This window comes from Rhizobium sp. BK049 (assembly GCF_014193135.1).
Classification (GTDB): Bacteria; Pseudomonadota; Alphaproteobacteria; order Rhizobiales; family Rhizobiaceae; genus Rhizobium.
In genome coordinates, this window is the sequence record NZ_JACHYV010000002.1 from 131,457 (window position 1) to 147,455 (window position 15,999).

9 protein-coding genes are annotated in these 15,999 nt (G+C 61.9%); all 9 read right to left on the bottom strand.

The genetic code is table 11. From position 1 onward, the window contains the following. Positions 1-32 precede the first annotated feature (32 nt). Positions 33-2,009 carry a glycogen debranching protein GlgX gene (gene glgX / locus FHT70_RS02595; RefSeq protein ID WP_183698703.1) on the bottom strand — a complete coding sequence of 659 codons (1,977 nt, stop codon included), beginning with the start codon at positions 2,007-2,009 and terminating at the stop codon, positions 33-35. A 13-nt stretch (positions 2,010-2,022) separates the two neighbouring features. Continuing rightward, on the bottom strand, positions 2,023-3,654 hold the full coding sequence (locus FHT70_RS02600) for an alpha-D-glucose phosphate-specific phosphoglucomutase (protein ID WP_085779474.1): 1,632 nt from the start codon (positions 3,652-3,654) through the stop codon (positions 2,023-2,025). Positions 3,655-3,660: 6 nt separating this feature from the next. Continuing rightward, a complete protein-coding gene (gene glgA, locus FHT70_RS02605; protein ID WP_183698705.1) occupies positions 3,661-5,103 on the bottom strand; it encodes a glycogen synthase GlgA in 1,443 nt (480 codons plus the stop codon). Positions 5,104-5,106: 3 nt separating this feature from the next. Next, on the bottom strand, positions 5,107-6,369 hold the full coding sequence (glgC, locus tag FHT70_RS02610; protein ID WP_085779472.1) for a glucose-1-phosphate adenylyltransferase: 1,263 nt from the start codon (positions 6,367-6,369) through the stop codon (positions 5,107-5,109). Between the two features lie 18 nt (positions 6,370-6,387). After that, positions 6,388-8,595 carry a 1,4-alpha-glucan branching protein GlgB gene (gene glgB, locus FHT70_RS02615; protein WP_183698707.1) on the bottom strand — a complete coding sequence of 736 codons (2,208 nt, stop codon included), beginning with the start codon at positions 8,593-8,595 and terminating at the stop codon, positions 6,388-6,390. Next, positions 8,592-11,054, bottom strand: a complete 2,463-nt coding sequence (locus FHT70_RS02620) for a glycogen/starch/alpha-glucan phosphorylase (RefSeq protein WP_183698709.1) — start codon at positions 11,052-11,054, stop codon at positions 8,592-8,594. Before FHT70_RS02620 ends, glgB begins: the two co-directional genes overlap by 4 nt. A 273-nt stretch (positions 11,055-11,327) precedes the next feature. Further along, positions 11,328-12,548 carry a TadE/TadG family type IV pilus assembly protein gene (locus tag FHT70_RS02625; protein WP_183698711.1) on the bottom strand — a complete coding sequence of 407 codons (1,221 nt, stop codon included), beginning with the start codon at positions 12,546-12,548 and terminating at the stop codon, positions 11,328-11,330. A gap of 114 nt (positions 12,549-12,662) precedes the next feature. Then, positions 12,663-13,550, bottom strand: a complete 888-nt coding sequence (locus tag FHT70_RS02630; RefSeq protein ID WP_183698712.1) for a transglutaminase family protein — start codon at positions 13,548-13,550, stop codon at positions 12,663-12,665. Continuing rightward, on the bottom strand, positions 13,547-15,964 hold the full coding sequence (locus FHT70_RS02635; RefSeq protein WP_183698714.1) for a circularly permuted type 2 ATP-grasp protein: 2,418 nt from the start codon (positions 15,962-15,964) through the stop codon (positions 13,547-13,549). The genes FHT70_RS02630 and FHT70_RS02635 overlap by 4 nt, the downstream gene beginning before the upstream one ends. Between the last annotated feature and the right edge of the window lie 35 nt (positions 15,965-15,999).

A 15,999-nucleotide genomic window follows, 5' to 3' on the forward strand; every position in this document is an offset into this window, starting at 1 on the left:
CGACAAGGATTTGAGTGAGTTGGGGGAGGCGATCATTTTTCTACGAAAAAGGCGACGGAGCGTGGCTCGACGGTCACGCTGGCACCGGCCTTCTTCGCTCCCTCCGGCGTCAACTGGCGCCAGCCCGGCTCATTCTCTGACGGGAGCGTAAAGAGCTGGCGGCTCTCGGAACGATTGAAAAGCACGGCAAGCCGGGTCTGTTTGCCGCGCGAGGAGCGGTCGCCTGTGGTAAGCAGCATGCCGAGGGTCGAGAGCGACGGCGTCTCCCATTCCGCAACGGTCATCGGTTCGCCGGAGAGTGAGATCCATTCGACGTCGCCGTTGCCGGAAAGGAAGCCCGTTTCGGAAAAGACGGTAAAGCGGCGGCGCAGTCCTGCGACGAAAGCGGTATGGGCGACGAGATCCTCGTTCAGCGCCTTCCAGTCCAGCCAGGTGATCTCATTGTCCTGGCAATAGGCATTGTTGTTGCCGCGCTGGCTGCGGCCGCCCTCGTCGCCCGCCGTCAGCATGATGCTGCCGCGGGTGGCAAAGAGCGTTGAGATCAGCGCCATGACGTCGTTGATCCGGCGCTTGCGGATACTGGGATAGAGGGTCTCGCCTTCGACGCCGTTGTTCCAGGAATGGTTCTCGTTGTGACCGTCCCGATTGTGCTCGCCGTTGGCGTCATTGTGCTTGCCGGCATAGGAGACGAGGTCGATCAGTGTGAAGCCGTCATGGGCGGCGAGGAAATTGACGCTGCGCGTCGCTTTGCCGTCGTTGCGGGAGAAGATGTCGGAGGAACCGGCAAGCGCCGTTGCGAGCGAGCCGGTCTTCCATTGGTCGCCACGCCAGTAACAGCGCAGATCGTCGCGAACCCTGTCATTCCATTCGAGGAAGGACGGCGGGAAGTTGCCGAGCTGGTAACCGCCCGGACCGATATCCCAGGGTTCGGCGATCATGATGCGGTCGGCAAGCAGATCATCGGCAAGGATCGCAGCGAGCGTTCCGCCGTCGCGCTCGAAGCCGCTCGCGGTGCGGCCCAGCACCGGGGCGAGATCGAAACGGAAACCATCGACGCCGGCGTTGAGCACGAAATGCCGCAGGCTGTCGATGACCAGGCGCCTGACCTCGGGATGGTCGCAGGCGATCGTGTTGCCGGTACCGGTGTCGTTGATCAGTTCGCCGGGGCTGTTTCGGGCGTGGCGGTAATAATGCAGGTTGTCGAGGCCGCGCAGCGACAGCGTCGTGCCATAGCGGTCGCTCTCGCCGGTATGGTTGAAGACGAGATCGAGGATGACGGCGATGCCTTCGGCATGGAGAGCGGCGACCGTCCTGCGCAGTTCCGCCATGCCGCGGGGGACAATCCGCGGATCGAGCGCCATCAGGCCGACGGGGTTATAGCCCCAGCCGTTTGTGAGACCGAGCGGCGGCAGATGGCGCTCATCGATCCAGGCGGTAATCGGCATCAGTTCGATGGCATCGACCCCGATCCGCTTCAGATGCGCGATAACGGAGGGATGGGCAAGGGCTGCGACCGTGCCGCGTTCGGCTTCCGGCACATCGGGGTGAAGGATGGTGAAGGGCCGCACCGCCACTTCATAGATAAAACCGCCCGGTTTGAAGAGCGGCTTGCCGATTGCGGCCGGGGTGTCGGTGGTGACGATCGCCTTCGGCATCAGATCCTGGCTGTCCTCGCCGTAGAGCCCGAGGCGGGGATCGTAGCGGAACGGCCGGTCGATTTCCTTGGCGTAGGGATCGATCAGCAGTTTGGACGGGTCGAACCAGAGGCCGTTGTCGGGCGCATAGATGCCGTCGGCGCGATAGCCGTAGCGGGCGCCTTGACCGAGGCCGTCGACGAAGAGGCGATGGACGTGGTTGCCATCGCGGGCCATCGGTAGGCGCGCAAATTCCCTGTTGCCGTCACCTTCGAAGAGGCAGAGTTCGATCTGCGCGGCGTGATGCGACCACACGGAAAATTCGACGCCGGTCTCGAAGACGATCGCACCCCGCGCCGAATTGCTGTCCCGCATGTCCCGCCCCGGATCAGGTGATCACGGTTGGCTCATCGCGTCCCGTTCGCTCACGAATGCTGGCAATGCTTTCGGCGGCCGCAATCAGATCGGCGAGCGCTTCCTGCGTTTCGATGTTGTGACGAGTCGAATCCGGCTCGTAGCGCTCGATATAGACGCGCAAGGTTGCGCCAGACGTGCCGGTGCCGGAGAGACGGTAGACGACGCGGGAGCCGCCCTCGAAGAGCACGCGGATGCCCTGATGCTCGCTCACCGACTTGTCGATCGGGTCGTGGTAGGCGAAGTCGTCGGCTTTCTCGACCTTCAGGCTGCCGATGTTCTTGCCGGCCAAGGTGGAAAGCTGGCTGCGTAGATTGTCCATCAGGCCATTCGCCGCGTCGGTGTCCAGGCCTTCATAATCGTGGCGCGAGTAATAGTTGCGCCCGTAGGTCTGCCAGTGCTGGGTGACGATGTCGGCGACACTCTCGCCGCGCACGGCAAGGATGTTCAGCCACAGCAGCACGGCCCAGAGGCCATCCTTCTCACGGACGTGATTGGAGCCCGTGCCGGAGCTTTCCTCACCGCAGATCGTCGCCATGCCGGCGTCGAGCAGGTTGCCGAAGAATTTCCAGCCGGTCGGCGTCTCATACATGCCGATGCCGCGCTTTTCGGCGACGCGGTCGGCCGCGCCCGATGTCGGCATCGACCGGGCGATGCCGGCGAGACCGCCGGAATAGCCGGGGGCGAGATTGGCGTTGGCTGCAAGGATCGCCAGGCTGTCGGAAGGGGTGACGAAGATACCGCGGCCGATAATGAGGTTGCGGTCGCCGTCGCCGTCGGACGCGGCGCCGAAATCGGGGGCGTCCTCGCCCATCATCTCATCGAAGAGTTCCTTGCAGTGAACGGGGTTCGGATCGGGGTGATGGCCGCCGAAATCCGGCAGCGGCATGAAATTGCGCACCGAACCGAGGGGAGCGCCAAGACGATTTTCGAAGATTTCCTTGGCGTAGGGTCCGGTGACGGCACTCATGCCGTCGAAGGCGATGCGGAAACCGAGGCTGATCAGATTGCGGATGGCGCCGAAATCGAACAGTTCTTCCATCAGCGCGGCATAGTCCTCGACCGGGTCGATGACCGAGAGGATCATGCCGCCGGGAAGCTCGTCCTTGCCGATGCGGTCGAGATTGACGTCGGCGAAATCGGCGATCTTGTAGCTGTCGATTGTCTTGGAGCGCGCATAAATCGCGTCGGTGATCTTCTCCGGCGCCGGGCCGCCATTATTGATATTGTATTTGATGCCGAAGTCTTCGGTCGGGCCGCCGGGATTGTGGCTGGCGGAGAGGATGATGCCGCCGAAGGCCTTGTACTTGCGGATGATGTGGGAGGCGGCCGGCGTCGACAGAATGCCGCCCTTGCCGACCATGACCTTGCCGAAGCCGTTGGCAGCGGCCATCTTGATCGCCTTCTGGATGACTTCGCGATTGTAGTAACGTCCGTCGCCGCCGATGACGAGGCACTTGCCCTGATAGCCTTCCAGCGAATCGAAGATCGCCTGGATGAAATTCTCGGCATAATTCGGCTGCTGGAAGACCGGAACCTTCTTACGCAGACCCGACGTGCCGGGTTTCTGGTCCAGATAGGGCGTGGTGGGTACGGACTTGATCATTTTAGGTCACATGCCTTTCGAGACGAGGCTTGAATAGAGGGCAGCGTAGCGTTCGGCGCTCTTCTCCCAGGAGACATCCGATTTCATGCCTTGCTTTTGCAATTGGGTCCAGAGTTTTCGGTCCGCGTAAAAATGCATCGCACGGCGGATTGCCTGTAGCATGCCCGTTTCGGTCACGGGTGAGAATTGTATGCCGGTTGCCACTTTCGCCGCAAGTGCGGCGTGATTGGCGTCGATCACGGTGTCGTTCAATCCGCCGGTGCGGGCGACGATCGGCACGCAGCCATAACGCAAGCCGTAAAGCTGGGTGAGGCCGCAGGGTTCGAAGCGCGACGGAATGATGATGGCGTCGCAGCCGGCCTGCATCAGGTGCGACATCGGTTCGTTATAGCCGATCGACACGCCGATCCGGCCGGGATGGCGGCTGGCGGAGGCAAGCAGCGCGCCTTCGAGCGCTGCTTCGCCGGAGCCGAGCACGACGAGTTTGCCGCCCATGGCGACGATCTGGTCGGCGACGTTGGCGACGATATCCATGCCCTTCTGCCAGGTGAGGCGGCTGATGACGCAGAAGATCGGCGCATCGTCATTGTCGAGGTGGAAGAACTCGGCGATCGAGCGGCGGTTTTCCTCGCGGTTCTTCAGCGTCGTCGGGCCATAGTGGGTGTGGACGACGGGATCGGTCGCCGGGTTCCAGACATCGGTGTCGATGCCGTTGACGATTCCATGCAAATCGTCGATGCGGGTGGCGATGACGCCTTCGAGCCCCATGCCGAATTCCGGCGTCAGGATTTCGTCGGCATAGGTGGGGCTGACTGTCGTGACCGCATGGGCAGTCTGCAGGCCGCCCTTAAGGAAGCCGACGGTGCCGTAATATTCGATGCCGTTCATGGCGAAGGCATGATCGGGCAGACGCAGACCGGCAAAAATCTCCGGGCCGAACTGGCCCTGGAAGGCGATGTTGTGGATGGTCAGCACGCTCGGCAGTTCCGGGGTCGGATAATAGCGCATGTAGACCGAGGTCAGCGCCGCCTGCCAGTCGTGGGTGTGGACGAGATCCGGCCGCCAGCCGGGCAGCAGACCGGCTGCGATTTCGGAAGCGGCGAGCGACAGGGCGGCGAAACGGCGCCAATTGTCGGGATAATCCTTGCCAAGCGGATCAAGATAGGGACCGCCCGGCCGCTCGTAATAGGCGGGCGCGTCGAGGACGAGCAGATCGAGACCCTCATGTTCAACCTCGAGCACGGTCGCCCGCTCACCGAGCAGGTCCGGGAATTCGAGTCTGACGACAGGGTCGCGAATGACCTTCATGACGGCGGGGTAGCCGGGCAGGAGGGTCTTGGTCTCGACCCCGAAGGCTTTCAGAGCAATTGGCAGGGCACCTGACACGTCGGCCAGACCCCCTGTCTTGATCAAGGGGAAGACTTCGGACGAAACCGAAAGAACTTTCATACGTCAGATATCCAGCTTGTCGATCATCGGTTGGGTGATCAGGCAGATGCCCCCTTCCGACCGCCGGAAGCGTTTGGCGTCGAGTTCGGGATCCTCGCCGACGACCAGCCCTTCCGGAATGACGACACCATGGTCGATCACGACGTTCTTGAGCTGCGCCCGCCGTCCGATCTTCACATTCGGCAGGATGACCGCCCCTTCCAGCTTGGAAAAGGAATTGGCCCTGACGCCGGTGAAGAGCAGGCTTTTGTTGAGGCTGGCGCCTGAGATGATGCAGTCGCCTGACACAACCGAGGAGGTGGCGGAACCGCGGCGGTCGTCGTCGTCATGGACGAACTTCGCCGGCGGGGTGATCTCGGCATAGGTCCAGATCGGCCAGGACTTGTCGTAGATATCGAGCTCCGGGACGATGGCCGTCAGATCGATATTGGCCTGCCAGTAGGCGTCGATCGTGCCGACGTCGCGCCAGTAGGGCTCGTGCTCGAAATCGGAGCGGACACAGGATTTGGCGAAGCGGTGGGCGACGGCCTTCCCGTTTTTGACGATATAGGGGATGATATCCTTGCCGAAATCGCGGCTCGATGTCGGGTCGGCGGCGTCGCGGCGTAGCGCATCGAGCAGGAACTTGGTGTGGAAGACGTAGATGCCCATCGAGGCGAGCGCGAAATCCGGCTTGTCGGGAATACCGGGGGGATCCGCCGGCTTTTCGATGAAAGCGAAGATCTCATCCTTTTCATTGACATGCATGACGCCGAAGCCGGTCGCTTCCATGCGCGGCACTTCCAGGCAGCCGATCGTCACGTCCGCGCCGGAATCGACATGCTGCTGGAGCATGTATTCATAGTCCATCTTGTAGACATGGTCGCCGGCGAGAATGACCATGTATTCGACGCCGTAATCCTCGATAATATCGATGTTCTGATAAACGGCGTCGGCGGTGCCTTCATACCATTGCGTTTCGGAAACGCGCTGCGAGGCAGGCAGGATGTCGAAGCTTTCGTTTCGCTCCGGGCGGAAGAAGTTCCAGCCGCGCTGCATGTGACGGATCAGCGAATGCGCCTTGTATTGCGTCGCGACGCCGATGCGGCGAATGCCCGAATTCAGCGCGTTGGACAGCGCGAAATCGATGATGCGTGCCTTGCCGCCGAAATAGACGGCGGGCTTGGCACGCCGGTCGGTGAGTTCCTTGAGACGGCTCCCCCTGCCGCCCGCCAGAACGTAAGCCATTGCGTCGCGGGCAAGTGGCTGAATACGCTTCTCTACCATTTTCTCCTCCCACCAGTCTTAATTTTCAGGTTCAAGCATGATTGTCGCCAAGGGCGGCAGCGTGATCGAGCAGGTGATATTGCCGCCGGCATCGACGGCCTGCACGCGCCCGCCATTGCCCTTCCCGCTACCGCCATAGATGTCGGCATCGGTATTCAGAATCTCCCGCCAGCGGCCTGCGGAAGGCAGGCGTAACAAGTAGTTCTCGCGGTAGACGGGAGTAAAGTTGGTGATGACGACGATCGGCTTCTGGCCCGGCGCCTTGCGCTGCCAGGCGAAGACGGAATTCTCGCCGTCGTCGGCAATCAGCCATTCGAAGCCGTCGCCCTCGCAGTCACGCTCATGCAGGGCGGGCTTGCTGCGATAGGTGAAGTTGAGGTCGCGCACCAGGCGCCGCATGCCCTCGTGCATACGATATTGCAGCAGGTTCCAGTCGAGCGACCGATCCTCGCTCCATTCGCTCCACTGGGCGAATTCCTGGCCCATGAACAACAGCTTCTTGCCGGGATAGCCCCACATGTAAGCGTAGTAGGCGCGCAGATTAGCGAACTTCTGCCAGTCATCGCCCGGCATCTTAGCGATCAGCGAGCCCTTTCCGTGAACGACCTCGTCGTGCGACAGCGGCAGGACGAAATTTTCCGAATAGGCATAGAGGAGGCCGAAGGTGAGCTCGTTATGATGGTGTTTGCGGTGCACCGGGTCGCGCTTCATATAGCTCAGCGTGTCATGCATGAAGCCCATGTTCCATTTGAAACCGAAGCCGAGCCCGCCTTCATGCACGGGTTGCGAGACTTTCGGCCAGGAGGTCGATTCTTCGGCGATGGTCATGACGTTGGGGTGCTGGCCGTAGATGCGGATGTTGAGGTCCTGCAGGAAGCGGACGGCTTCGAGGTTCTCGTTGCCGCCATATTCATTCGGAATCCATTCGCCGTGCTTGCGGGAATAATCGAGGTAGAGCATCGAGGCGACGGCATCGACGCGCAGGCCGTCGAGATGGAATTTCTCGGCCCAGTAGAGAGCATTGTTGACCAGATAGGAAACCACTTCGGTGCGGCCGAAATTGTAGATCGCCGTGTTCCAGTCCGGATGGAAGCCCTTGCGCGGGTCTTCGTGCTCGTAGAGCGCCGTGCCGTCGAACCAGCCGAGGCCGTGTTCGTCGGTCGGGAAATGCGCCGGTACCCAGTCGAGGATGACACCGATGCCCACCTTGTGGCAGCCGTTGACGAAGCGGGCGAAGCCTTCCGGCTCGCCGAAGCGGGCGGTCGGCGCATAAAGGCCGGTCGTCTGGTAGCCCCAGGAGGGATCGTAGGGATGCTCGGTGATCGGCAGAAATTCGATATGGGTGAAACCCATGTCGACACAATAGGGGATGAGACTGGAGGCAAGTTCGTCCCAGGACAGCATGGTGCCGTCCTGCCGGCGCTGCCAGGAGCCGGCATGCACCTCATAGATCGAGATCGGCTGTCGGCGCTTGTCGGTTTCGCGCCAGTGCTTCAGATGGGCCTCATCCTCCCAGACCTGCTCCAGCTCGGCGGCGGCGATCGAGGCGGTCTTGGGTCTGAGCTCGCTGCGGCGGGCGAAGGGATCGGCCTTAAGCGGCAACAACACGCCGTCGTGGCCGCGAATCTCGAACTTGTAGGCGACGCCGAGCGGCACATCGGGAGCGAAGATTTCCCAGATGCCGCTGTCGGCGCGAAAGCGCATGACATGGCGGCGGCCGTCCCAACCGTTGCAATCGCCAACCACGGAAACGCGCTGGGCGTTCGGCGCCCAGACCGCGAAGTGAATGCCCTGCGCGCCGTCATGCTTGATGAGATGCGCGCCCATCTTGTCGAACAGGCGCAGATGCGAACCTTCACGGGCGAAATAATCGTCCATCGGCCCAAGCACCGGCCCGAAGCTGTAGGGGTCGGTGACTGCCCATTCGGCGTCACCACGCCGGGCGCGGTAGCGCACCGGCTGCAGCTTCGCGAGCGAAACCGGCCCGGCGAAGAACCCGTCGGCGTGGAGCTGATTCAATTCGCCGATGATGCCGCCATCGAGCGTCATGGCGGTCACTTCCTCGGCACCCGGGATGAAGCACCGGGCAACGAAAGCGTCGCCGGCTTGGTGCACACCTAGGATGGCAAAGGGATTGGAATGCGAGCCGGCAAGGATCGCCGTGATTTCATCTGCCGAAATTTCCCAGGAAAGCTTTACTTCAGGGAGGGTTTTCGGCGTTTTCATCCGGCTCTCCAGATTTCGTCTGCATATTGCCTGATCGTGCGGTCGGAGGAGAACCAGCCCATCCGTGCGGTATTGTTGATCGTCTTCGTGTACCAGGCCGCCTGGTTGGTCCAGATCTGGTCGACGTCGCGCTGGGCCTGGGCATAAGCGTCGAAATCGGCGGCGACCATGAACCAGTCATGCGAATAGATGCCGTCGATCAGCGCCGTGTAGCGATTACGGTCATCGGGCGAGAAGACGCCGGAACCGATGGCTGAGAGCGCCTGAGAGAGTTCGCGGGAGCCTTCGATAATGGCGCGGGGATTGTGGCCATCACTGCGGACCTTGGCGACCTCGTCGGCCCTAAGGCCGAAGATGACGATGTTATCCTCGCCGACATTGTCACGCATCTCGACATTAGCGCCGTCGAGCGTGCCAATCGTCAGCGCGCCGTTGAGGCCGAACTTCATATTGCCGGTGCCGGAGGCTTCCATACCGGCGGTCGAAATCTGCTCGGAAAGGTCGGCGGCGGGAACCATGACCTCGGCGAGCGAGACATTGTAATTGGGCACGAAGACGACCTTCAGCAGGCCGCGCACCGACGGGTCGTTGTTGATGGTGCGGGCGACGTCGTTGATGAGTTTGATGATGAGCTTGGCGTTGTAATAGCTCGGCGCCGCTTTGCCGGCGAAGAGTTTTACGCGCGGCACCCAGTCCAGTTCCGGATGCGAGCGGATCTGGTCGTAAAGCGCGACGGCTTCGATGATGTTCAGAAGCTGGCGTTTGTATTCATGGATGCGCTTGATCTGGATGTCGAACATCGCCGACGGATCGAGCTTCACGCCCATGCGGCTGGCGACGAGATTGGAAAGGGCCACCTTGTTGGCCCGCTTCACTGCGGCAAACTTCTGCTGGAAGCTCGGGTCGGAAGCATGCGCCTCGAGCGGGCGCAGCTTCTCGGCGTCATCGAGGAACTCATCGCCGATCGCCTCGCGGATCAGACCGGTGAGGCTGGGATTGCACTGCTGCAGCCAGCGACGCGGCGTTATGCCGTTGGTCTTGTTGTTGATGCGGTCGGGGTAGAGCTTGTGCAGGTCGGCGAACACCGTGACCTTCATCAGGTCGGTGTGCAGGGCCGAGACGCCGTTGATCGAGTGCGAGCCGATGAAGGCGAGATTGCCCATGCGCACGCGGCGGTCGCCGCTTTCCTCAATCAGCGAAATCGAGCGGATTTCGCTGTCGGAGAAGTTCTTGCCCTTGCGGGCATCGAGCAGGATCTTGGCATTGATCGCGTAGACGATCTGCATGTGGCGCGGCAGCAGGCGCTCGAAGAGCGGAACGGGCCAGCTTTCCAAGGCTTCGGGCAGTAGCGTGTGGTTGGTGTAGGAAAAGGTGCGGCGGGTGATATCCCAGGCCTGGTCGAAATCCATACCGTGCACGTCGCAGAGCAGGCGCACCAGTTCGGCGACCGAAACTGCCGGATGGGTGTCGTTCAGCTGAATGGCCACCTTGTCGGGCAGCGAGGTGAAATCGTCATATTGCTGCAGGTGGCGGCGCAGAATGTCTTGCAGCGATGCCGACGAGAAGAAGAACTCCTGGCGCAGGCGCAGTTCCTGGCCGGCAGGGGTGGCGTCGGCGGGATAGAGGACGCGGGTCAGGCTTTCGGCCTTGTTGCTTTCGCGCAGCGCGCCGATATGGTCACCGGCGTTGAAGGCATCGAGCAGGATCGGGTCGATCGGCTGCGCCGACCAGAGGCGTAGCGTGTTGACCCGTTTTCCCCGCCAGCCGACGACCGGCGTGTCGAAGGCGGCGGCGATGACGCGCTCGGCCGGCTTCCAGACGTAGCGCGGCTGGTCGTCATGGGTGGTGATGAATTCGACAGAGCCCCCGAAACCGATTTCATAGGAGCTCTCGCGGCGCTCGAATTCCCAGGGATTGCCGTGGGCGAGCCAGTTCTCTGGCAGTTCCACCTGCCAGCCGTCGGCCATCTGCTGCCGGAATAGGCCGTGGACGTAACGGATGCCGTAGCCATAGGCCGGAACATTGACCGTGGCCATGCTCTCCATGAAACAGGCGGCGAGGCGGCCGAGGCCGCCATTGCCGAGCGCTGCATCCGGCTCCAGGCCGGCAATGACATTGACGTCGACGCCGAGCGAGGCCAGCGCATCGCGAACCTCTTCCATCAGGCCGAGATTGGACACGGCATCGCGCATCAGCCGGCCGATCAGGAATTCGAGCGAAAGATAATAGACGCGCTTGGCGCCGGTCGCATAGACCTCGCGTGTGGAGGCCATCCATTTGTCGATGATACGGTCGCGCACCACGAGGATCGTCGCCGTCAGCCAGTCATGCGGCTTTGCCACCTTGGCATCCTTGCCGATGCGATAGGTCAGACGTTCGATGATTTCCTCAGCGAGAATTTCCGGCCTTGAGCTGCGGGGAGCGGGAGAGGGGATAACCGGCTTGGAAACGGTATTCATGGTCAGATCTCGCCAATTTTAATTTTGTATCAGGCTGTTATGCCTGATTTAATCGATTTGTCGCCTGCGCTTGCGACAGTTTATGCATCGTTAGGAAGCACTTGCAACAAAGGATTTGGACAAACGAAAAATTTGCGAAACCTTCATATTCACCTCGCTGAGGAGGGTTGATTTCAATCGCCTTTCCCGATCCGCTGGCGGGGCAGCATAACGAAAAGCCGCGCCGGTTTGTTCCGACGCGGCTTTTCCTTGTCCTTTGTCGTGGCGGTATACTCAGTTCGTCAGACGTGTCAGCTGAGCGGAGGCCTTCGCACCGATCGCCTCGAACGCGGCGAGGAGATCTTCCATTTGTTCCGCCTGGAAATAATGGGCGGCATCGGAGGCGCAATACTGCAGCAGCGCCTGTCCGCCCTCTGGTGCCATAAAGGCGATCGTATAGATTTCGATGCCTTTCGCTTTCGCGTCGTCGCATGTCTTCTTCGTTGCGGTGTCGTAGGAACGGCCGCCGCTGCTATCATTGTTGTTGTCGCCGTCCGTCATGAAGACGATGTACTTCTTGGGCACTTGCCCGGTCTTCTGCTGATGGGCGGCGGTTTCGGCGTCATTTCCGGCAGCGTTCTGAGCTGTCAGGGACGCATAGGCCGTGTTCATTGCGCCGCTGGAGTTGGTGCCGCCATCCGCTTGAAGCGCGTTGACGTAGTTTGAGGCAGCGGCAGTTCCCCAGGCGAGACTGCTGGCGGGGTATTCAACGATATCGTAGGATACTGCGCCTGTGCGCACGTATTCGGCATTGGGATCCGCGCTATCGAGCTGACCGAAGAGATTGCCGGCGGCGAGCTTCAGCGCCTCTATCTTTGTGTAATAACGCGTCCGTGTGCCGGTGCAGGTGTCGTAGATTGTCTTGCCCTTACTGTTGAGATGAGGATTGCACTTGTAGGTGTATGATTCCGTCGTGACGGTGGTGGTCGGATATCCCATCGACCCTGACTTATCGAGAGCGAGGAACATGGAGATCGAGCCATGGGTCTCTGAGTGACCACCGACCGTCGTGCCTGATGTCGAGAGGTGTTGCGTGGTGAAGCCGACCGCTTGCATCAGCGGATTGACCGTGAGGTCGTAGCTCGGCGAAACAGTGACCTGGTAGGATGTCGATTTGCCCGATGTCGTCGTTTGGACGCTGACGCCCGTCGAGCTTTTGATATCGACGCCGCTCTGCAGATAATTCGCCATTTGCCCGGCGACGAAATTCCGCGCGTAGGCCTCGGCCTCGGAGGTTTGGATCGTCCCGTTTGCCAGCGCAGTGGCTGTTGCGAGCGCGGCGGAATCGGCTGCTTCCTGCAGTTGCTGTTTCGAGAGCAGCATATCACCGACGTGGATCGCCATGCCGGCAGCGCCGAGAAGGACCGGCGCCAAGATCGCCGTCATGATACCGAAATTACCGCCTCGATCGCTGAACATGCGACGCAGGCAGGGATGCAAAATGGAGGTGCTCATCATGTTCACCCAACTGGAAACCCTGTGGGATGATTTACGCACGCGGCTTCTTTACGCAGTCCTTACGGCGTCAATAGAATTTTAACGAATCGGCTAATTTTTCCAATTTTGGGATCATTTCAGCGGAATGACGTCGACCGCCTGAACGGCTCGTTGGCCGCCATAGCTTTTCAATACACCGATGACGGGTACGACGTCGGAATAGTCCCGGCCATAGGCGACGACGATATGGTCCATGCCGGCGGGGATGTTGTTGGTCGGGTCGAGTTCGATCCAGCCGATCGTCTCGCCGCACCAGACCCGCACCCAGGCATGCATCGCGTCCGCCCCTTCCAGCCTTTCCTTACCGGGGGGCGGAATGGTGCGCAGGAAGCCGGAGACGTAGCCGGCCGGAATGCCGAGGCTTCTAAGCGCCAGGATCATGACATGGGTGAAATCCTGGCAGACGCCGCGCTTCAGCCTGAACGCTTCGAGGGGGGTCGTGTCCACCGCGGTTGCGTCGGAATCGTAGGTGAAATCCTTATTGATGCGGGCGCAGAGCGCATGGGCGATCTGCATGGCTGTCAGCTGGGGCGTGACGCAGCTTCGTGCGTAATCGCCAATCTCGCGCGTCTGCGTCAGGCGCGGGCTGTCGCCGAGAAAGTGATGCGGCGAATCCGGCGCAAGTGACCAGACGCCGGATATTTCCTCGGGCAAGTCGGCAAGCAGCGGCGAGAAATCGGCGGCGATCGGCTGGCTTTCGACCTGCACACGGGCCTGCATGCGAATGTCGAGCGTCTCATGCGGCGTCCGCAGCATGAAGGAGGTGGCGGGATGTTGGAAGAAATCGAGGAAGTGAGACTGCTCGTCCGGCGTCGGCGAAATGGTGATGGAGCCGGCGACCAGGCGTTGTCGGTTGCTCAGCGACAGCGGCATCAGTCGCATGATATGGCGAGCGCCGGAGGCCGGCACGTCGTAGCTGTAACCCATGCGGAGCGATAGATCGTAAAGCACTGCCGTCACCCGAGATAGGTCTGGGCGAGCAGATCCGAAAGCTGCTCCAATTCGCGTTCGAGCCGCTGGTAGACCTCGACCCCCATGCCCTCCGGCGTCATTACCGCCAGACCGGAATGAAGCCGCATCGCCTCGCGGTAGAAGGGCGACATCTGGCCGTTGATCAGGGCGTTCGGCAGTTGCTCGACCTCATGATGGATCTCGTTCACCTGGAAGAGGACCGAGCGCGGGTTGAGAGGGTCGAGCGCAAGCAGGTCGGTGACGGTCAGCCGCGCGGTGTTGACGTTGTAGCGTCGGCGATGGGTCATGACGCTGTCGCCGATCTCGAGCAGCATGTCGAGCGCGCCGTCGGGCGCTTCCGGGCCGGACATGTGGCCGAGCAAGCGCGTCATGTGCAGGCCGCGCTCGATATAGCGGCCGAGGGAGAGGAAACGCCAGCCCATGAAGCGGTACATGTTCTCGTGCACGAGGCCGGCAAAACCGGCGAGCTTGCGCAGGAGGATCGTCATCGCATGGCTGGCGTCATCGCCGGCAGTGACGGTGGCGTGAAAGCGGCGGGCGGTCTTGGCGAGATCGTTGAGGGCGAGCCAACCATCGGGCGAGAAGCGGTCGCGGATGTTGCTGGCGGAATAGACGGCGCTGTCGATGTTGCGCAGGAGCCTCTCGGGCACGGGCTCGGCGGTATCGATATCGACGGCCGCGAGATAGGCGGAGACGTCGGCGAGCAGCGGCTGGCTCGGATCGGCGGCTTCGGCATAACGCGCATGCCAGGCGCGCAGGATCCGCAACGCCCCTTCGGCGCGTTCGATATATCGGCCGAGCCAGAACAGATTGTCGGCCGCCCGGCTCGGCAGGCTGCCAGGCATGTTGCGGGTGAAGCTGCCCTCGGCCGGCAGCAGGGTGTGGCGCTCGACCGGCTTGTCGCTGACGATCCAGACGTCGGCGGCTGCTCCGCCGGACTGCATGGCGATCGCCGAGACGTCGGCGCCGGAGCCGATGCGGGCAAAACCGCCGGGCATGATCTGCCAGCCGTTTGCCGTGCGGGCAGCGAAGACGCGCAGCGACATCGGCCGCGGCATGAGTTTGCCATTCACCCAGGCGGGCGTCGTCGACAACGTGACGACTTCCTGACCGACCAGTTTCTGACCGTCCGAATTCAGCCAGTTGGCGATGGAATCTTTGGCCGTTGCCCGCAGCGAGGAGCCGAGCACGGATTCGCCGTTGTCGTCGAAGAAAGGCGCACGGGAATAGGCCGGGCCGATCACCATTTTCTCGATATTCTTGGCGACCTGCTCGCGCTCTTCCTTCTGGCCGCACCACCAGGTGGCAATCGACGGCAGTTTCAGATCCTGCCCCAGCAGATGCCGGCAGATGGTCGGCATGAAGGCGAGAAGCGCCCGGGTTTCGAGAATGCCGGTGCCGAGCGCGTTGACGATGGTGACGCTTTCGGCGCGCAGCGCTTCCACGAGACCGGGCGTGCCGATATGCGAATTCTGGTTCAGCTCCAGCGGGTCGGCAAAGGCCGAATCGAGGCGGCGCCAGAGCACACCGATCGGCTTCAGGCCGGCGACGGTGCGGACCATGACGCGGCCCTTGACGACGGCGAGATCCTCGCCCTCGAGCAGCATGAAGCCGAGATAGCGGGCAATGTAGGCGTGTTCGTAATAGGTCTCGTTGGCAGGACCTGGCGTCAGGACGGCGATGCGGTCGTCGCCTGAATGTTTCATGTCCTGCAGCGCATCGCGGAAGGCGCCGAAGAACGAGGCGAGGCGGTGGACGGGCGTTTCGGCATAGATGTCGGAGAAGGCGCGGGTCGTCGCGACGCGGTTTTCAAGCGCGAAGCCGGCGCCGGAGGGAGCCTGGGTGCGGTCTGCCAGCACCCACCAATTGCCGTCAGGCCCGCGGCCGATTTCGAAGGCGCAGAAGTGCAGATAGTGGCCGGATGCCGGCCGGATGCCGGCCAGCGGGCGCTGAAATTCGGGATTGGCGGCGATCAGCGCCGGCGGCAGGAATCCTTCCTCGACCAGTCGGTTCTCGCCGTAGATATCGGCAATGATCGCCTCCAGGAGGTCGGCGCGCTGGACGAGGCCTGCCGACAGCGCCTGCCATTCGCGCTCGTCGATCAGCACCGGGATATGCGAGATCGGCCAGGCGCGTTCGCCGGCTCCCTTGCTGCCATAGGCACGGTAGAAGACGCCGGCGTCTCTGAGGTAGCGGTCGGCGCGGGCGAAACGCTCCGCGAGATCCTTTTCCGGCATTGCGCCGAGATGCGAGAGGAAACGCTGCCAGACGGGGCGGACCGTGCCTTTATTGTCGACCATCTCGTCGGCAGTGCCGGGAAGCGGCGCATAGCCGAAGGCCGCATCCTTGCCGATGCTGCTCTCCGCCTCTTGCCTGCGCTCCACTGCCGGTCTCTTACCCATCAAACCCAACCTCACCCTCGGCCTCTGCCCCCGGG